Genomic DNA, 17874 nt, shown 5'->3' with positions numbered 1-17874 from the left:
GAAAGCATTGGTACGAACCAGTGCTTTTTCTGTTTGCACGGTTTTAATCAATTTCTTTTATTGGTCTGAAAGAATGAACATAGGGGGAATTTTTATGGTGAGAATTATGATTGCCCTGCACTAAAGTTTTCCGCTTTAAAGAAATTACGCTTATAATCCAGTCCCCAAGTTTGACCGCTGCTAGGGCCAAGAAAATTCCGGCGATAACATCAGTTACCCAGTGAATTTCGAGATAAAGTGTAGAGTAAATGATGGAAAGACAGAAAAACGTCCAAACCCAGCGGAAGAGTTTATCCTTTTCTCTCCAAGCGAGTAAAAGCATCGCAAATGCTACAGAAGTATGCATTGAAGGGAAGCAATTAACTACGACGACAGCAGCATCAGCTACAGAAAGATTGCGAGCCATTCCATCGGGTTGCCCTAGAACGTACCAGACTTCATTAACGTGGATGGTCAGATAAAAGGGGAAAATTAAGATGAATTGCAAGACATGAGCTGATAAACTATAGCGAATCATTTTAAGAGAATCCTTGGCAAGAAAGGAACGAAAAACTGGGATGAGAACAGGAAGGGTGAAGCCATTGGCATAAATCCAACGGAAATAGTCCGTCAACCAAGGGGTCTGGATCACTCTAAACATCCAGCCGTCATTTCCAGGTATTGACCTAAAGAAATTATCCAGATCCACAAGGTGGACACGGGTACCCAACTGCCAATAAACCACTTCATTCCACAGGGGGGGGAAATACCGCCACATAAGAATCGGAAACAGAACTAAAGGGATTCCGATCTTTAAAAAACGTTTCCAAGATATCGGTACACGATCACCTTGCACCCCCCAACAAGCCACGGCCAATAAGAGATAAACGTAATGGGCAGGTCGGTTAGGAGCAAAAATAAAAAATAAGATGATAGACGTAAAGCATAATTTAAGAAAATATTTCTTTGGCCATTCAAGCGTTCTAAATGTCCTGAAATCCGTAGAAGAAATCACAGTTCTATCTCAATCCTTTCCAGATATAACTTGGATCTCCAAGTCTTGAATGAGGAATGCGAACCCTATTGGAGGATTTCCATGTCAGATAACCACGGCAAAGAGGATAGAGGATAATCAAGCCTAGTAGCCAGATTCCCACTCCAAAGATTAATGAGTATCCATTAAAGTTAGCCATAAGTGCCGGAACTGCGGCGTAAAGCCAAAGATGAGTATTATAGAAGAAAAGTGGCGCTCTCCCAAAGTTCTCTAGAACACCACCCAGCCTGGAGGATCGTGGCAGTTTGTAAAATGCGAAAAGCAGTAAAAAGACAAGACCTAGATAGAGCAGAAAATAGTCAGGGCTGGGAGGGTATTTGGAAAGTCCGAAAAAGCCTTGCAGAGTTCCATCTGCATGAAGATAATCTCCTATCCCGGCCAGACGGAAAATGAAGAAAAGTGCTAAGCTACTGACTCCTGAGAAGGCAAATCTTCTTGCCTCGTAAGCAACGCCTCGCTTTTCAGTATAGGTGTGTCCATAAAGCCAGCCTAGGGCCATAGGGAAAAACCAAGGGATCACTGGAAAGTTATTATTCACTAAAGATACCGGCGAAAAGGGAACTGGTAAAACGAGGATATTTTGCAAAGCTTGTTCTATAGCTTGATTAAATGGGAAACTTTTTGTGAAACTCGGCAGAAAAAGTTGACTCAATAAGTAGAGTAGACCAGACACACCGAAAAGCTTCCAAGGCGAAATATGGCGACCAAGCAGGAGAAACAAGAAACTTATGCCGAACGTAGACAAAATACTTAATGACAAAAAGGTTCCTAGGGTTACGATGGATAGAGATCCAGCTTGAATGACCATAGGTAGATTAAAGGCCGGAGAAGCGATGAAGACTTGCAGGAAAAGGAGAAGTAAACCTCTGCGCCATAAATGATGGCTAATACTTGAACTAGGGGTGCCTGCTAATTGCCGTTTTTTAATGGAGAGGGCCAATACATAACCGGCAATAAAGAGAAAACCTGGAGCACAGATACTTGAAAGCACCATAATTAGATAGGCCAAAAGACTTGAATTTCCAAACGGATTATAGGTCACGGCACCCTTCACTAAAAGTGGCAAACCTTCATTATTAATACGGCCACTACTCCAAAAAAACAAAGCGTGATCCAAAGCCATAAAGAGCATAATTAAACCACGGGTGCGGTCTAAAAATGGTAGTCTACTAGAGTTACTCGCAATCAAGTTTGAATTTTTTGCATTAGTATCCATGACGAAGCTTGAATTCAACATAGCAATCCTTTCTGCGAAAACTTATTTACAGTTATAAAGTATACTACCCAAAAATCTAGAAAATCTTTGCTCTTTATGATGAAGTTGTCAAGAATTGGTTAAGAGATGGGGAAGCAGAGGGACGGTTCTCATGCTTCCTAAGTGTGTAAGTTGGGGACGGTTCGTGACAGCGTTCGCTTTTTGACGATAGGTTTTTTGGTTGCTAATTGGTATAATCAAGAGTAATAAGAGTAACGTAGACTTTGTGTCGGAAGGAACTAATGAATTGTGACAACGATTAAGGTGTCGGTGCGTAATCTCGTTGAGTTTGTGCTCAGGCACGGAGATTTGCAACCAAGTTCTATTGGGGCTTCACGTGCCCTTGAAGGAATCAAAGCCCATCAATATGTCCAGAAAATGAGCGGAGCGGATTACGTGCCGGAAGTAACGCTAAGTTATGTCTACCCTAATCAGGAGGCACAACGTCTAGAAATCAAGGGTCGTGCAGACGGTATTATTACGAAGGAATTCGGTGCGTGTATCGATGAGATTAAAACTACTTCGCTGGATTTAAGCCTTATCGATGAATCGTTCAACGATTTGCACTGGGCACAAGCTCAATGCTATGCCTTCATGTACGCCGTTCAAGAAGGCTTAGCAACGGTGGAGACTCAGCTTACCTATTTTCAGTTAGATACCGCCCAGACCAAGAAATTTACAAGGAGTTTTTGTTTGGCAGAGCTGTCGGAGTTCTTCTTTAGCTTAGTGGATCGTTATTTGACCTGGGCCAGCCAACTCCAAGAGTGGGCGGTACAGAGAGACGTCAGCATTTGCACGATGAAATTTCCCTTCACATCTTATAGACCAGGACAACGAGAATTAGTGGTAGCTGTTTACCAGACGATAAAACAAAACCAAAAACTATTTGCTCAGGCCCCCACGGGTATTGGTAAGACCATGGGCACCTTGTTTCCCGCACTGAAGGGTATGGCCGAAGGGTTAACCGAACAGATCTTTTATCTCACAGCGAAAACTATCACCCGAACGGTTGCCGAAAAGGCTCTCACAGATTTGCAAACGCAAGGGTTAGCAATTAAACGGTTGACATTAACCGCGAAACGAAAACTGTGTTTTCTGCCCGAAGCGACCTGCTTGCCCGAGGACTGCCCTTTTGCACAAGGGTATTACGATCGGCTGCGAACAGCGGTGGAAGATGTGTTTGGGGAAGAAGCTTGGACGCGGCAAGTGATCGAGGAATACGCGCGCAAACATACTATCTGCCCCTTCGAGTTCTCCTTGGAAATGGCAAATTGGGCGGATGTGGTTATTTGCGATTATAATTATGTGTTTGATCCCCGTGTCTACTTAAGGCGATTTTTCCTTGAAGGGGGAGAGTATACCTTTTTGGTAGATGAAGCTCACAACCTGGTGGAGCGCGCACGGGAGATGTTTTCAGCAGAACTGGGCAAGGATTCTTGGCTGCAGCTAAAGCGGTTCACGAAAGAGGATGACCCGAGGCTGACAAAGTGCTTGACTAAAGTTAACTCTGCCTTAGTTAAAGAGAAAAAACTCTGCATAGAAGGTGGGGAAAACGGAAAAAGAGTGGAGAAAAAACCGCCTTTCAAGCTGATCCAAGCGTTGAAACACTTTGTTAAAGAAGTCGAATATTTCCTAAAAACGAACGATAAACCGTTTGCGTGGCGTGAACAACTCGTTGAACACTACTTCCAGGCGTTAACCTTTACCCGAACTGCGGACAGTTATGATGAACGATACGTCACCTTCTTTCAACCAACTCGGGATGATTTGCAAGTGAAGTTGTTCTGTCTTGATCCGTCTGTTCGATTGAAGGAAGCGTTGGGAAGAGGGCGATCTGTGATCTTATTTTCGGCAACATTGAGTCCAATGGAATACTTCATGAACGTTTTGGGTGGGGAAGACACGTCTTATAAGCTGAAATTGACGTCTCCATTTCCGGCGGAAAATCTTTGTTTGCTTATTCACGATCGGATTTCCACCAAGTTCAGGCAACGCGGTTTGTCCTACGACCTTGTTGCCGAAGCGATATCCGTGACAGTTCTCCAAAATGAAGGAAACTATCTTGTCTATTTTCCCTCGTATGATTATCTGCACGAGGTCTATCTTAAGTTTAGGGAACAGAACCAACAGGTCAGCGTGATCTGTCAAACTCCGGGCATGGCTGAAGAGGAACGGGAAGGATTTTTAGGCAACTTTGCTACTAACCCCGGGCGTACCTTGATCGGATTTGCCCTGATGGGTGGGATCTTCGGCGAAGGTATCGATCTTATCGGGGATCGACTCTCTGGAGCAATTATTGTGGGAGTCGGGTTGCCCCAGATTGGCATGGAACGGGAGATTATTCGGTCCTATTATGAAGCATCTAATAGGCAGGGTTTTGAATTCGCATATATGTACCCTGGTCTCAATAAAGTCTTACAGGCTGTTGGGCGGGTCATTCGAACAGAAAACGACCGAGGAGTCGTGCTGCTCATCGATGAACGTTTCGCTCAATCCTCTTACAAGAAGTTATTTCCTGAAGAATGGATAAAGGTTCACTATGTAAAAAATGCCGAAGGCATCCGTGTAGCAGTAGCAGACTTTTGGGGGAAGCGGAGGGACGGTTCTCGTGCTTCCTTAGTGGCGACAAGTAATTCTGAGTGATAAGAAAAAGGATTTTTGAGTTAGAACCGCAAGGGTATAATTATAAGTAACATAAGTATCAGCTGTGGACGTGCCTAGAGGTCCGTCCGATACCTTCAAGAAGTGGGGTGAATAAATGTTTATGTATGTGTTACCAATTGTACTGATTGTAGCGTCAAATATTGTTTATAATGTGTGCCAAAAATCGACACCCCAGAATGCTAATCCTTTTTCAGCCTTGCTAATTACTTACTTGACCGCAGCGATTTTGACTTTTATGGTATCTCTTTTTTACAAAACGGATAAAGGATTTCTGCAATCGTTTAACGAATTGAATTGGACTAGCGTGGCACTTGGGGTGGCAATTGTTGGTCTTGAATTAGGCTATCTGATGGCCTACAGAGCTGGGTGGAACATAAGTGTTGGGTCTTTAGTAGCGAATATCCTTTTGGCAATTATGCTTATTCCCATAGGGATACTGTTTTATAAGGAAGGATTTGTGGTTACCCAGATAGTTGGAGTTGCGTTTTGTATGGTGGGATTGATACTTATAAATAAGTAGTAGTTTTGGATACTTTTTCAGAGATGGGCAGAAGAAAAAGGACTGTACAAGAAAAATAAAGAATGTGTGTATAAGGGAATATAGGAGAAGAACTCGCAATGGATGTGGAAATGATATGGCAAACGATGTAGCAAACGATATTGTCGAGGAGCACAGTCTTTCGTCTCTGTTATTAGCTTGGTTTACTCTGGAAAAAAGGGATTTGCCATGGCGAAGGACGGGAGATCCCTATGCTATTTGGGTTTCTGAAGTGATGCTCCAACAAACCCAGGTGAAAACGGTGATTCCGTATTATGAACAATTTTTGCAACGCTTTCCCAGCGTGGTACAACTTGCCACGGCAAGTCTCGAGGACGTTTTAACCGTTTGGAGCGGGCTAGGGTACTATTCTAGGGCCCGCCGAATGTGGGAAGGAGCCCGCTACATGTGCGATCAGAGGGGAGGAAAGATGCCACAGGATTATGACTCCCTTCTTCTGGTTCCGGGGATTGGAAAGTACACAGCAGGAGCCATAGCCAGTATTGCGTTCGGGCAAAGAGTTGCGGCTATTGATGGTAATGTCTTGCGGGTGGTGTCTCGACTTTTGGCTTGGCCTGAGCCAGTAGAGACAGTTCGTAGTCATCGCCATTTCGGCGAACTTCTAGGGAAATGGCAACCAGCCGTTCAGCCAGGAGATTTCAATCAGGCGTTAATGGAATTGGGAGCTATGATTTGTACCCCTAAGAATCCGGACTGCGGAGGTTGCCCTCTGGCCTTTGTTTGTGAGGGGTACCTACAGGACGACGTTTTCCTATACCCTGTAAAGAAGCCTAAATCACAGCGCCAAGTTGTGACACGTTTAACCTTTGTCTTGCGACGAGGGGACCAAGTATACTTACAGAAACGTCCCTCCCACGGGCTGCTGGCTGATCTGTGGGAGTTTCCAGGTGTGGAACTGAGTCAGGGCAATGACTTGAAAGAAAGTATCCTTAACATATCTGGGGACAATGGTTTTGGGTTTTTCCAAAAGACAGTATCTGAGCGGATGTTTGATGAGCTGGTGAGGGAACAATTTGAGCGGGGCATAACTCTACACGGACCGGTGTGGTACACATTTAGCCACCGACGTTGGAAAATCATCTGGGCCATCTTCGATTTTCCCGATCTTGATAATCCGCGCAATCTACCCGAATTGCTCGAACGACCCGAGTCTAAACCGGAGGGCGTTTCTGCCCCAAGAGAATCAGTCGGCGAGTATCGGTTGGATTCGAGGAAAGACCATCAGCTTGAAGACCATTGCTGGGTTACGCTACAGGACTTAACCGGGCTCCCTCTCCCGGTGGCCTTTACCGCTATTGTCGATGATTTAAAAACGAGTGAAGAATGAAATCAAAGGGAAATGTTACCACCTCTATGTGCGCAAGGCGGACGTAGGGGTGGTTTGTATTTTGAAGGCATAGCATGAGTAGATAAATATTTCTATGGTAATGCTAATTGAGCTGATAGACCTTCTTTTTTTTAATTAAAGTTAAAGGAGACAGCTAATGTGGATGGAACACGATCGATATTACTAAGTTTCACGTCAGGAATTTTATCGCTAGTAGGGCTGATGTCAATTTTCATATCCATGAATAGCCAACACAATGTACAGCGGAGCCGAGAGATCCTATGGAGTCTTGCTGCGTTACCCTATAAAAAAGATTTGTTTCTAGAGAAAGGCGCCATAGGGAAAGAAGTGTTTCGTAAATACATTCTCTATGAACAGATTATTAATGAAAAACAAGATTTTTCAAAAATTATTATTGGTTTTGCCCAAATTGCGCTAGTATTTTGTGTTCTTGTGTGGATTATCCTAGCTTTGGATCTTCTAGTTTTGGTCGGCCCCCTCTTGGAGAAAGTCTTGTTGGTTTCCGGTTTGCTGGTCACCATTATATTCGTCTTGTACTTTGTCGTTAAGATTCTAGGGGATCTTAAGAGTACGAGCAAAGTGGGAAAATTGCCTACGGTTCTTGAGATCATTGATGCAGATCGAGTGAACATCGGCTTGAGTATAATTACTCTTGCGGCGATATCCTCATGCCTGCGAATTATTAGATCAACAATCTATTTGGGCTTCCCCTTGCCGTTCAAAAACATAGGCATTAACCTCTCTGTTTTAAACTTTAATGAAAAGTGTGTTCAGCAAACGATAGGAAATAGATTTGAAAACTTCAAGAATCACAAGGAATCGTTTAAGAAGCTAGAAACAAACGAGTTTAAGCTGATGGAGGATGACTATTGTTGGTACTCTGTTTACACGCTAAAGGACGTAGGAGAACACGACAAGGGAGTTCTCGTTACGGTTGAAATGAGGAGTAACGAAGGGCTTGTAAAGGCCGAATTTTATGTTGAAGATCTCCCGGGGGATAGTGAGTCTAGCTTAAGTATCTTTCCGTATTCTTTTTCCGAACAATTTATTAATCGAGTCAGTGAATTGGATCCTTTTAGTATTTACAGTGAACGAAGCTCCGGTGATATCTCCCCATGAGGCCGGGGCGAGCAGAGGGACCATGAAGCTTTTTCTTGCTTGGATAGCACCTTCTTCTTAACCTGAGGGTATAGAGTATCATGACGAGATCTCCGAAAAATGGTATAATCACAGGACAGTAACAGGTCGTATGGATAACTGCTCAAAATTATCCTTTTTGTGGTAAGACCTTATGGTATGGTTCTATATACTAAATAAAGGTGATAAGAAATTCTCCCTATAGAGTGTTATTTCAGTTGACAAATTCATTAAAACTGTTATAATACAAATAACTTAATTATCAAAAGCGACGACGGAGAAAAGTATGCTATTTATTACCTTTCAGGGAGGAAGAGTCTCGACTGAAAACTCTTCCATGTGTGGTAATAGCTGAAGTTCCCTCCCGAGCTGCCAGCTGAACGTCATCAAGTAGGCTAGGACGGTTCTTCACCGTTAACAGGAAGGGGGTATCGGATATCATTCCCGTACCTTTGTTGAGTGGGCCTTTGGCCTAAGTCGGGTGGTAACGCGAGAATTAAACTTCTCGTCCCTTCAGGGATGAGAAGTTTTTGTTATTCCTTGACTTAAACTCAACAAATGCGAGTTTGATTGTTCTGTACTTTTTTGAGAGGGCCAATTTTGGCCAAAATGGGTGGTAACGCGGAAGTCCACGGCTTTCGTCCCAAGGATGGGATGTGCCGTGGACTTTTTTGATTAAATTTGAGGGAGGCTATTATTATGAAAGATTTGAAATTAGCAGGACTTACTTCTGAAAAAGGTACAAGTACCGTCGAAGTCAATGGGGTAACTATCGGAGGAAAAGAGATAATCTTAATGGGTGGTCCTTGTGCTGTAGAATCAAGTATCCAAATGAGCCAGTCAGCTGAAACGGTTAAAAAGGCAGGAGGTAAGATCCTGCGTGGTGGGGTTTTCAAACCGCGCACGTCCCCTTATAGTTTTCAAGGTTTGGGCCAAGAGGGACTTAATTATTTGGTTCAAGCCGCTAAAGAACAGGACTTACTTTGTGTTACTGAAGTGATTGATGCTCCAAGTCTGGAATTAGTGGTTGAAAAGGTCGATATTATTCAAATTGGTGCTCGGAATATGCAAAACTTCGAGCTTTTAAAATTGGCGGGTAAAATCAACAAACCCATTATCCTCAAAAGAGGCTTGTCAGCGACCATCGAAGAGTGGTTGCTGGCCGCCGAATATATCTTAGCTGCCGGTAATCCTCAGGTTATTCTGTGCGAACGGGGAATTCGCACGTTTGAACCCAGCACTAGAAACACTTTAGATCTCAGTGCCGTCGGAGTTGCCAAAGAGCTTTCTCACCTACCTGTTATAGTCGATCCGAGTCATGCAGCGGGCAGAAGAGACTTGATTTCCTCCTTATCTAAGGCTGCTCTAGCAGTAGGTGCGGATGGTTTATTGATTGAGATGCACCCTAATCCTTCCGTGGCGGTAAGCGATGGACCTCAGTCTTTGCATCCGGAAGAGTTTGTCCAATTGGCCCAAGAACTTGGTGTGGTCGCCGAATCTGTGCATAGAGTTTTCGCCTGTGGCGGGTACGTGGGAGAGGATACCTTGGAATCCTTGCGCACCAAAATTGATGGTATCGATCAAAGTATTATTGAACAGCTAGCGGCTCGAATGCGAATTGTGAAAAAAGTAGGGGATCAGAAACGCCTAGATCGCGTCAAAGATATCAGTCGGGAGAAAGAAATTATGCAGCGTTTAATAAACCTTGCCACGGAACTACAACTGCCCCCTGAATTAGTGAAAAAGATTTATCCTTATATTTTTGAGTTCGGAGTTCAGTTTCAAATCAAAAATAAACTGGCAATAGATAATGAACTAGAACTGTCGATCTGTCCCATCGGAGGTAGATAATTGGAATAATTAACTGGCTAGGAAAGAAGAAAAAGTATGGGGCTTGCTTATTAAGGCAAGCCCTTTCGCATTTTAGAGCCCTAAATTGTCTGTGGTTTGCAAACTCATTTTATATTCATGAATCAACTCAATAAACTGCTCCGGCGGGGTCCCTTGGAGAATTAAGATCTGAGCTTTGAGGAATAGGTGTTTATGAACATCTTCTCTACTCCCCAAGAATTTTATCATCTTTTTAAGGCCGGGGTCATTAGTCATCTCGAAATGCTGATCGTATAAGATTCGTGCCCGAGCTTCTGCTTCGACGTCCGCTTGAAGCATTCCAATTGGGTCCAAATTTTGATCAACATAACTCATATTCCAGGGGACTCCTTGGGAATTAACGTAACTCAGTGGTGGGCCACCCAACTTCTTGATAGCAACAGCAATCATTTCCATGTGACCCATTTCCTCGGCGGCGATAAGACCCAATAGATCACGAAGATACCGATTATGCATGTTGGAACGGTGATTTAGGTATTGGGTGGCAGCCGAATACTCACTGTCTTTTCCACCATAGTGCTCAAGCAATACTTGGCCAAACAGGGGGTCTCGTAGCTGAACGTGAACCGGATAGAATAATGGTTTGCTATAACTAAACACAGCTTTCCCTCCTCATGACAATAAAATATCTGACTTCATTCTATGATTCAGTCGATCTTTTGGTTATGGGGATGACAAATAGCTTCCCTTTGTTTTTCTATTTTGGTTGGGTGCATTGTACTTACTGGAGATGACGGTCGAAGTCGCTTTCCGTCCTTTACCTTGTAGTAGTGAAAAGAAAGATTTGGTTTTTGGAATACGGTATACCAAGTTTCACTTGCCTTTATGCCATGGAAGGAATTATAATTGTGTTAAGAGTAGTTATTATAAAATTCTTAAGAGGAGAAGGAAAATGGTATATCAATTTTCACCCATTAAGTTTGATGACATGGGTCATATTCGAGACTCAGTGTTCTCTATTCTGAGAAATGCCATTCTGGACAAAAAATTAGAACCAGGACAGAGACTTGTGGAACGAAATATAGCAGAACAGCTGGGGATTAGCAGGACTCCTGTACGTGAAGCAATTCACAAGCTTGAATTGGAAAGGTTGGTAACTCATATCCCACGCAAAGGGGTAGTGGTCACCGGATTCACTAAGGCAGATATTGTAGAGATTCTAGCCATTAGAACATCATTGGAAGCGCTTATTTGCAGTATTGCAGCTACAAAAATTAGACCCCGGGAATTAGAACGTTTGGAATCGTTAGCTAAGCAGATTTTAGACGAACACGTAAAAGGAAACCTTAAAAAGTCTAACCAATTGAACGATAAGTTTCATGAGATAGTTTATAGAGCTGCTGAGAGCCCACGATTATACGATTTTCTTAATACATTGCGAGAGTATGTTACTAAGTTCACTCAAGTGGCCTATTCTAAACCCGGTCGGCCCGAAGAAGTATGGGTAGAACACAATGAGATCATTGAGGCTCTACGTAATCATGACAGCTCCGGGGCTGATGCCGCCGCGAAAAGACACACAGAAAATTCGAGCAAAGCGTTTTTGGAAATGGCTTTTTGGGAGAAATAGGGTAAGGGGATACACCATGTTGTGTCATGTTGAGGGAACTCTAGGTTATATACTTTCGGTAACAAAAATCATAGTAACCAGTCATGTATAACGTCCTATAGAGCTTGAGAAAAGTAATATTTTCATTATTATGGTATACCGTATACCGTAATAGTAGAATGAATTGATACTGGAATTGCACTATCCATTGTTATCCTGTCAAGGTAAGATCTTAAAACTATTAAATTATTCTTATAAAAATAACAAAGAAGGAGATGAAAATACAATGCTGACACAACTCTGGAATCTGTTCATCGCGTTTACTAGGGCCAGTAACCTGGGTTTTGGCGGTGGGCCTGCAGTCATCCCGCTTATTAAAATTGAAGTTGTCGAGAGGTATCACTGGCTAACAAACGCTCAATTCACTGATGCGCTGGCCGTTGGAAATGCTTTGCCTGGCCCTATTGCTACCAAATTGGCCGGATATGTAGGTTATCAGGTAGTTGGATGGTTAGGTGCCTTAGCGGCGTTAATTGGTACGATCATGCCCACTGTATTAGCAGTCCTTTTGTTGACTGGTTTTTTGATGAAGTACTCGAATTCTCCGATTCTAAAAGGGATGCTCCAAGGAGTGCGTCCAGTCGTCGTAGTCTTAATTGCTCAGACTGCTTTTGACATGGGAATAGGCTCTTTTCCGAACATAACGACGTGGGGGATTGCGCTGGCGACGTTGGCTTCGCTCTACTGGTTGAAGCTACATCCAGCCTTAATTATTGTATTGTCCATGGCATTTGGTCTGCTAGTTTTTCGCTAACACACAATAAAATAGCAAAGTTCTGATCATGTTTGAACTAGTTCATAGCCTGAGGGGGATGTGACCAGAATTATTTGACTTAATGAAATGGCCTTAAAGGAGTAGATTCTCTTGTTCAAAAAGCTATGGGACGTATTTATTGCCTTCACTCGTGCTTCAAATCTTGGATTTGGTGGTGGGCCTGCAGTTGTCCCACTTATAAAAGCTGAAGCGGTAGAACGCTATCAGTGGATGGATAATGAAGAGTTTGCAGATGCCTTAGCCATCGGGAATGCTTTACCTGGACCGATCGCCACGAAAATGGCAGCTTATATCGGTTATAAAGTAGCTGGGTTGCTGGGAGTTTTGGCCGCCTTGATTGGAACCGTTGCTCCCACTGTCATTATCGTTGTTCTATTAGGTAGTCTCATAATGAAATACTCTAACTCTCCAGAACTCAAAGCGATGCTCCAAGCTGTTCGTCCTGTGGTGGTTGTTCTCGTCGCAGATACCGCTTATGACATGGGTAAGAAATCGTTTCTCACGGGTAGTTCCTGGGGAATTGGGGTCGTGACTGTAGCGTTGCTATACTTAGCTGATATTCATCCGGCCATTATTATTGTGGTAGCCATGCTCTTCGGTGGAATTATGTATGGGCGAAGCAAGAAGGAAGCAAAAAACTAAGAAGATGAGAACAAAGCTTTGCTGGGTCCAATCGCCACGAAATTAGTTGGATATGTCGGTTTTAAAAAAAGCGCAAGAGCGTGAGTCAAAAGGGCAACAAAAAAACAAGAGTCTTTCACTTCGATGATTCAAGTGGAAAGGCTCTTGTTAATTTAGTGCTCTTAGAATTCTCTGCTAGAATAGAACTTCAAAGAAAGGAGAATCGAAGCAGCCAACAAGGTCAGGGCAAAGGAGATCAAATAAAAAGCGATTTGCCAATCTGCTTGAGTTTGGAGCCACTTCGCGAATCCTTGGATCAAATTATGCACCAAAGGATTGTGAATCTTCTGGAGTCCGGACCCGATAAGGCCTACTCCAAAAAAATACCCAAAGAAGAGGATCATCCCAACCATATTGGAGCGAATGAAGCCAAGTTTGAAATAAACTGGATAATAGAAGGAAATCATCCCCATCATGGCAATCAAGGCGCCCACGATTTCTTTCAAAGAGAGCTTGTTTATGGTGAGCGGGATTCCGGTTAGGGATACAACATTTTGAGCGAGCAGGAAGGACAAGATCCCAAGGACAGCATAGGGAAAGATGGAAAGATACTTGGCAAAGACAATGTCTCGTCGACGCAGAGGGAGACTAATGAGCATGACTTCAGATTTATTTTTGTCATCACGGGCACAGGCCTGAATCATAAGCAGATAGGTTACCCCAACTGTGGCAGCGCTCAGTGCTCCTCCATTCATGTGATTAAAGACAAAGACTACCAGAAATCCATAGGCCGGAGCATACCAAAGAGTTTTCTTTAAGATTATAATGTCCTTCCAGACGAGATTAATCATGCTGTACACCCCTTGCGGTATAAATTAGGAGGTCTTCTAAGGTCGGCTTTTCAACGACGGCTCGCTCATTGAAGAAGTGACGAGCCATTTCTTTATCTCTGACCAGTCCTTCAAAGCCATAGTTATGGGTCTTAATACCTAAGAAAAGACTCTTAGTCTCTTCGTTCAACAGATCGGTAGCCCCTTTGACCAGCCCGTATTTTTCTAGGATATCATCTTTGGAAGTGCTCAAAACTATTTCACCATGATGGATGAAGGTTACGAAGTCCGCAATTTTGTCGAGATCCGAGGTGATGTGGGTGGAAAATAAGACGGATTTCCTCTCATCTTGGATCATGGTGGCTAAGATATCCAGAAGTTCGCTGCGTACCAGTGGGTCTAGGCCAGCCGTCGGCTCGTCCATAATCAAGAGCTCGGCCCCATGGGAGAGGGCAACTGCGAGGGAAAACTTCATTTTCATTCCTTTGGAGAGTTCTTTAATTTTCTTGTTAGAGTGGAGTTCAAAGTCCTTCAGATACTTGTCGAAGGTCTGGGGTTCCCAGTGTTTGTAAAAAGAAGCTACGATTTGACCCATTTTTCGCAGAGTCAGTTCCTCGTAATAGTGGTTTTCGTCAAAGACAAAGGCTGTGCGATTTTTGACGGCAAGCTCATACTTTAGATTATCTAAGCCGAATACACTAATCTGTCCTCCGTCTTTACGCAGCAAATTCATGATCAGTTTGATCGTCGTGCTTTTTCCCGCTCCGTTCGGCCCGATAAACCCCATAATATAGCCACGCGGTAACTGGAAGCTAACATTTTTCAAAGTAAAGTCCTTAAAATGTTTGGTGAGATTGTTGACAGTGAGGATGCTGTCCGTCATTACAGGGGAATCAAGGGATTGAGTTTCACGCGGTGCTAAAGGTTGGTTGAACATCCTTATACCCTCTCTTCGTTATATAATAATCTGATCCTATAATCTTAAGGTGAGGATCTAAATTTCTTCATAAAGAAGTTTGACCATTTCCTGGAGATCTTTCTGCCTTAAACCTGCAATTTTGGCCGCGGAGATGGCCTCGGTTACTTTTTCTTCTACGACACGCAGTCGTTTCTCACGCAATAATTCCTTGTTTTGAGCTGCCACAAAGGATCCTTTGCCTCCTACGGTCTCGATGTAACCATCCCGCTCCAGCTCCTCATAGGCCCTCTTCGTAGTGATTACGCTAATCTGTAATTCCTTAGCCAGAGTGCGTATTGAGGGTAAGGCTTCTGCTTCCGTCAAATCACCCTTTAAAATAAGGTCTTTTAGTTGGGTGACGATCTGTTGATAGATGGGTTCGGGTGAAGAATTAGCTATTATGATATTCATAGCAAGACGGCTTCCTCCTTTCGTATCAGTTTGAAAGTATAGAGATACTCATAGGGAGATCAGGACATAGTTGTACTTGCGCTAAGATCATGAAGCAGGAGACTAAATTCAGGACGAAAAAGCAAAAGTGAATAGTGACCATTCTGTATATATACAATATATACAGAATGGTCACTATTGTCAATCCTATCCTCGACATAATTGATTAACTTAGGGGATTCAAAATATACAGGGATAGATCCGAAGAAAAGGGAGGAATTGGTCACCAGTATGAAGAAATAAGATTTGCACGAACAAATATTTGGATTTTTCAGTTAAACGTTGAAAGAAGGAGATAAAGATATGATGCTTCATGAACAGTTAGGAATTTATAAAGTTAAATTACCATTGCCATTTAGATTGAATCATGTTAATTGTCATGCAGTGAAAGGAACTGACGGATGGTGGTTGGTTGATGCGGGTCTGAGCCGTGAGGCGACAATTGAAGGATGGATGCAGTTTTTTGAGGAACATGCCATTAAGCCTTCGGATATCAAGGGGATTTATGTGACTCATTTTCATCCCGACCATTATGGCTGTTCAGGATGGCTACAGAATTATTCGGGTGCACCAGTTTTCATAGGGGCCATTGACGCTGATAGAATTAATCACTACTGGAAAAACGGAGACTATATTCTTGAGGCAATGGGAACTTTGTTTAGAGAAAATGGGATGCCACAAGATGTCATAAATCAGGTGACCGATTCCGTGGACAAGCTGATTTCTTTTACAGTTCCCCATGCAGAACTGACCATCTTACAGCCGGGGCAAATGGTAAACATAGGGGATTATAAGTACCAGGTTATCTTGACTCCGGGGCATACCGACGGACATATTTGTTTTTATAATGAGGATTATGGTGTGCTTCTTTCGGGGGATCATCTATTACCGGAGATATCCTCTAATATTAGCTTATGGCCCCAACCAGGTGCAGACCCTAACCCGTTGGATAATTTTCTCCGTGCTCTAAACAGTATCCGAAGTTTAGATTGCAAATTAGCGTTACCAGCCCACGGCAAACCTTTCACTACGATTGAGGAGAGGATTAGTCAATTGGAGGTTCACCACCAAGAGCGATTGGTAGAGATCAAAAATTGTGCGGGAATTGGGGCAACAGCCTATCAGGTATGTAAGCAGGTTTTCAGGCAAGATCTTAGTTTTCATGAGCTCCGATTTGCCATGGCAGAAACATTGGCCCACTTAGTGTATTCGACTTATAAGGGTGAATTAGAAGTCGTTAAAAAGGAAGGATTTAATATTTATAGGATGATTTAGGGGGTTCGCAAGTTTGCGTACGACTACTCCTGGGCCTTTTATGAAATATGTAATATAAGGAGTAAGTTCCAAAGGAATGGTCGAGTCAAAAGGAGGAGCAAGTCTGAAATGAATGAGTGCGTTTTTTGCGTACTACCAGGTATTGAAATTTTGGCTGAGAATGACCTAGTCCGAGCTTTTTTTGATAAGTATCCTGTGAGTCCAGGACATGTCCTCATTGTTCCGAAGAGGCATGCTGCAACTATTTTTGAGGCGACCCCCGAGGAAATGGCAAGTGTTGGGGATCTTTTGGCGAAAGTGAAGGCTAAGTTAGACGAGCGGTATCACCCAGATGGATACAACATCGGGGCAAACGTGGGATCCGCTGCAGGGCAGACGATTTTCCACTGGCATGTTCACGTTATCCCTCGCTATAATGGAGATATTGGATCCGTGCAGTGGCATACATAACATCACCTGCTGAAAGTCACCTAAAACTTTTTGTAGGACAGGAATTTTGGTTTGGATGTCACCTTGGAGTTTCAGTAAATCGGCTTGGACTCCTTGGGCCTTGAAAGGCCTCACTAGGAAAAGATTTACAGTCTGGTCTCCTTTAGGAGAATTCTTGATATCTTTTGTGCGAACTAGTTTTTCTAAAATCCCCGAAATCTATAGTTAAAGCACTCCCCATTTGCGTGTATATTCCACCTTTAAGACATATTCATCATCATGGAAACCCCGATTTGACAGGGCCTTGGTGGCATCGTTAAAATCGAAGGTTTCGGTTTCCATGAGAATGTGGTCTTTCCACCCTGTAACGGTCCAATTATCATGAACTTCCAAAAGAATGTCCATCATTTCTGCTATGCGGTTCAAACGAGTATGCATGAACTTTGCAAAATATCTCAGTGCCGCAGGCTGAACATTTTTCACTTTGATAATATCTTCTAGGGGCGGTTTCTCACCAGGTAACCACACTTTTTTTTCATAATAGAATAAAAACCTAGCTCTCTGAACACAGGTTTCATTATTGGGATCCATGCCTAACACTCCTTTGATAATTCATTCATCGTCTACTCTGTAGTTCAAACCAAAAAGTGGAATCGGACCATCTCGCTGGATTAAGTTATCTCTTATCAGATCTCACATCCTCTTGCGTTTGTTGTAGTATCCGCGACCAATCTGACGGCTATGAGTTTGATTATGTACAGCAAGAAGCCTCCCATTAGTTATCAATACCAACTAAAGGGAAGGCTTCTTGCTATGAGATTAAATCAATTATTTTACCATGGACCAGTAGCCGCCCATGACCACGACTGAAAGGAAATAGCCGAGCGGAACATTCACTAAAACCCCTGTGGTAAACGCTGCAAAAGGCCTCCAACCCACAGATGTGAGATCTTTGAAACGAGTGGTAAATCCAATTGAAAGGAAGGTGAAGATGAAGGCCCAGCCTCTCAATTCTTTAATGGGATTGATAATTGATGCAGT

At 43.1% G+C, this 17874-nt stretch carries 17 protein-coding genes, 1 pseudogene and 1 other annotated feature; of the genes and pseudogenes, 10 read left to right on the top strand and 8 right to left on the bottom strand.

What is annotated here, in order from left to right; genetic code table 11:
- Positions 1 to 43: 43 nt before the first annotated feature.
- Both DSOL_RS20860 and DSOL_RS20855 read right to left on the bottom strand, forming a co-directional pair.
- On the bottom strand, positions 44 to 835 hold the full coding sequence (locus DSOL_RS20860; protein ID WP_235838931.1) for a phosphatase PAP2 family protein: 792 nt from the start codon (positions 833 to 835) through the stop codon (positions 44 to 46).
- Positions 836 to 998: 163 nt separating this feature from the next.
- Positions 999 to 2270, bottom strand: a complete 1272-nt coding sequence (locus tag DSOL_RS20855; protein WP_075366710.1) for a heparan-alpha-glucosaminide N-acetyltransferase domain-containing protein — start codon at positions 2268 to 2270, stop codon at positions 999 to 1001.
- A gap of 264 nt (positions 2271 to 2534) precedes the next feature.
- On the opposite strand from DSOL_RS20855, the gene DSOL_RS20850 reads away from it, so the two are divergent.
- The 5 genes from DSOL_RS20850 (at position 2535) to DSOL_RS20830 (ending at position 9847) form a co-directional block, all read left to right on the top strand.
- On the top strand, positions 2535 to 4931 hold the full coding sequence (locus tag DSOL_RS20850; protein ID WP_139314558.1) for an ATP-dependent DNA helicase: 2397 nt from the start codon (positions 2535 to 2537) through the stop codon (positions 4929 to 4931).
- 115 nt (positions 4932 to 5046) lie between these two features.
- Entirely contained in the window at positions 5047 to 5472 is a 426-nt protein-coding gene (locus tag DSOL_RS20845) for an EamA family transporter (protein WP_075366708.1), read from the top strand.
- A 115-nt stretch (positions 5473 to 5587) separates the two neighbouring features.
- Complete coding sequence (mutY, locus tag DSOL_RS20840) at positions 5588 to 6838, top strand: A/G-specific adenine glycosylase (RefSeq protein WP_075366707.1); 1251 nt, start codon at positions 5588 to 5590, stop codon at positions 6836 to 6838.
- Positions 6839 to 6997: 159 nt separating this feature from the next.
- Positions 6998 to 7978, top strand: a complete 981-nt coding sequence (locus DSOL_RS20835) for a hypothetical protein (RefSeq protein ID WP_075366706.1) — start codon at positions 6998 to 7000, stop codon at positions 7976 to 7978.
- Between the two features lie 280 nt (positions 7979 to 8258).
- Positions 8259 to 8512 (top strand) — a binding site (T-box leader).
- A gap of 183 nt (positions 8513 to 8695) precedes the next feature.
- Positions 8696 to 9847 (top strand): bifunctional 3-deoxy-7-phosphoheptulonate synthase/chorismate mutase, encoded by a 1152-nt coding sequence (locus DSOL_RS20830; protein WP_075366705.1) that lies wholly within the window; start codon positions 8696 to 8698, stop codon positions 9845 to 9847.
- Between the two features lie 72 nt (positions 9848 to 9919).
- Here the strand turns inward: DSOL_RS20830 and DSOL_RS20825 are convergent, their stop codons facing one another.
- Positions 9920 to 10486, bottom strand: coding sequence for a manganese catalase family protein (locus DSOL_RS20825; protein WP_075366704.1), 567 nt, complete (start codon positions 10484 to 10486; stop codon positions 9920 to 9922).
- Positions 10487 to 10778: 292 nt separating this feature from the next.
- On the opposite strand from DSOL_RS20825, the gene DSOL_RS20820 reads away from it, so the two are divergent.
- The 3 genes from DSOL_RS20820 to DSOL_RS20810 all read left to right on the top strand — a co-directional run bounded on the left by DSOL_RS20820 (position 10779) and on the right by DSOL_RS20810 (position 12912).
- Positions 10779 to 11456: a GntR family transcriptional regulator gene (locus DSOL_RS20820; RefSeq protein ID WP_075366703.1), complete on the top strand. Its 678-nt coding sequence runs from the start codon at positions 10779 to 10781 to the stop codon at positions 11454 to 11456.
- Between the two features lie 265 nt (positions 11457 to 11721).
- Positions 11722 to 12249: a chromate transporter gene (locus tag DSOL_RS20815; RefSeq protein WP_075366702.1), complete on the top strand. Its 528-nt coding sequence runs from the start codon at positions 11722 to 11724 to the stop codon at positions 12247 to 12249.
- Between the two features lie 111 nt (positions 12250 to 12360).
- Positions 12361 to 12912, top strand: a complete 552-nt coding sequence (locus tag DSOL_RS20810; protein ID WP_075366701.1) for a chromate transporter — start codon at positions 12361 to 12363, stop codon at positions 12910 to 12912.
- 161 nt (positions 12913 to 13073) lie between these two features.
- Here the strand turns inward: DSOL_RS20810 and DSOL_RS20805 are convergent, their stop codons facing one another.
- The 3 genes from DSOL_RS20805 to DSOL_RS20795 are packed head-to-tail and all read right to left on the bottom strand — an operon-like array spanning position 13074 to position 15090.
- The gene (locus tag DSOL_RS20805) at positions 13074 to 13742 is read right to left on the bottom strand and encodes an ABC-2 transporter permease (RefSeq protein WP_075366700.1); all 669 of its coding nucleotides are present in this window, start codon (positions 13740 to 13742) and stop codon (positions 13074 to 13076) included.
- Positions 13735 to 14658, bottom strand: a complete 924-nt coding sequence (locus tag DSOL_RS20800; RefSeq protein WP_235838930.1) for an ABC transporter ATP-binding protein — start codon at positions 14656 to 14658, stop codon at positions 13735 to 13737. The genes DSOL_RS20805 and DSOL_RS20800 overlap by 8 nt, the downstream gene beginning before the upstream one ends.
- Before the next feature lie 57 nt (positions 14659 to 14715).
- Entirely contained in the window at positions 14716 to 15090 is a 375-nt protein-coding gene (locus DSOL_RS20795) for a GntR family transcriptional regulator (RefSeq protein ID WP_075366699.1), read from the bottom strand.
- A gap of 342 nt (positions 15091 to 15432) precedes the next feature.
- On the opposite strand from DSOL_RS20795, the gene DSOL_RS20790 reads away from it, so the two are divergent.
- Both DSOL_RS20790 and DSOL_RS20785 read left to right on the top strand, forming a co-directional pair.
- Positions 15433 to 16404, top strand: a complete 972-nt coding sequence (locus DSOL_RS20790; protein WP_235838929.1) for an MBL fold metallo-hydrolase — start codon at positions 15433 to 15435, stop codon at positions 16402 to 16404.
- A gap of 108 nt (positions 16405 to 16512) precedes the next feature.
- Complete coding sequence (locus tag DSOL_RS20785) at positions 16513 to 16854, top strand: HIT family protein (protein WP_075366698.1); 342 nt, start codon at positions 16513 to 16515, stop codon at positions 16852 to 16854.
- Between the two features lie 204 nt (positions 16855 to 17058).
- Here the strand turns inward: DSOL_RS20785 and DSOL_RS20780 are convergent, their stop codons facing one another.
- Together DSOL_RS20780 and DSOL_RS20775 are read right to left on the bottom strand one after the other, a co-directional pair.
- Positions 17059 to 17424, bottom strand: a complete 366-nt coding sequence (locus DSOL_RS20780; protein ID WP_075366697.1) for a hypothetical protein — start codon at positions 17422 to 17424, stop codon at positions 17059 to 17061.
- 237 nt (positions 17425 to 17661) lie between these two features.
- A pseudogene (locus DSOL_RS20775) lies at positions 17662 to 17874 on the bottom strand (putative sulfate exporter family transporter); the annotation flags it as partial.

Source organism: Desulfosporosinus metallidurans (genome assembly GCF_001936615.1).
Classification (GTDB): domain Bacteria; phylum Bacillota; class Desulfitobacteriia; order Desulfitobacteriales; family Desulfitobacteriaceae; genus Desulfosporosinus; species Desulfosporosinus metallidurans.
Note: the sequence above shows the minus strand (reverse complement) of the source record. Positions and strands in the feature narration are given on the sequence as shown.

What these genes read in the sequence shown, in the direction of transcription:
- DSOL_RS20780 (WP_075366697.1), bottom strand. Translation starts at nt 17,424, where the DNA reads ATGGATCCCAATAATGAAACCTGTGTTCAGAGAGCTAGGTTTTTATTC.
- DSOL_RS20795 (WP_075366699.1), bottom strand. Translation starts at nt 15,090, where the DNA reads ATGAATATCATAATAGCTAATTCTTCACCCGAACCCATCTATCAACAG.
- DSOL_RS20845 (WP_075366708.1), top strand. Translation starts at nt 5,047, where the DNA reads ATGTTTATGTATGTGTTACCAATTGTACTGATTGTAGCGTCAAATATT.
- mutY (WP_075366707.1), top strand. Translation starts at nt 5,588, where the DNA reads ATGGCAAACGATGTAGCAAACGATATTGTCGAGGAGCACAGTCTTTCG.
- DSOL_RS20855 (WP_075366710.1), bottom strand. Translation starts at nt 2,270, where the DNA reads ATGTTGAATTCAAGCTTCGTCATGGATACTAATGCAAAAAATTCAAAC.
- DSOL_RS20790 (WP_235838929.1), top strand. Translation starts at nt 15,433, where the DNA reads ATGATGCTTCATGAACAGTTAGGAATTTATAAAGTTAAATTACCATTG.
- DSOL_RS20805 (WP_075366700.1), bottom strand. Translation starts at nt 13,742, where the DNA reads ATGATTAATCTCGTCTGGAAGGACATTATAATCTTAAAGAAAACTCTT.
- DSOL_RS20820 (WP_075366703.1), top strand. Translation starts at nt 10,779, where the DNA reads ATGGTATATCAATTTTCACCCATTAAGTTTGATGACATGGGTCATATT.
- DSOL_RS20815 (WP_075366702.1), top strand. Translation starts at nt 11,722, where the DNA reads ATGCTGACACAACTCTGGAATCTGTTCATCGCGTTTACTAGGGCCAGT.
- DSOL_RS20785 (WP_075366698.1), top strand. Translation starts at nt 16,513, where the DNA reads ATGAATGAGTGCGTTTTTTGCGTACTACCAGGTATTGAAATTTTGGCT.
- DSOL_RS20800 (WP_235838930.1), bottom strand. Translation starts at nt 14,658, where the DNA reads ATGTTCAACCAACCTTTAGCACCGCGTGAAACTCAATCCCTTGATTCC.
- DSOL_RS20830 (WP_075366705.1), top strand. Translation starts at nt 8,696, where the DNA reads ATGAAAGATTTGAAATTAGCAGGACTTACTTCTGAAAAAGGTACAAGT.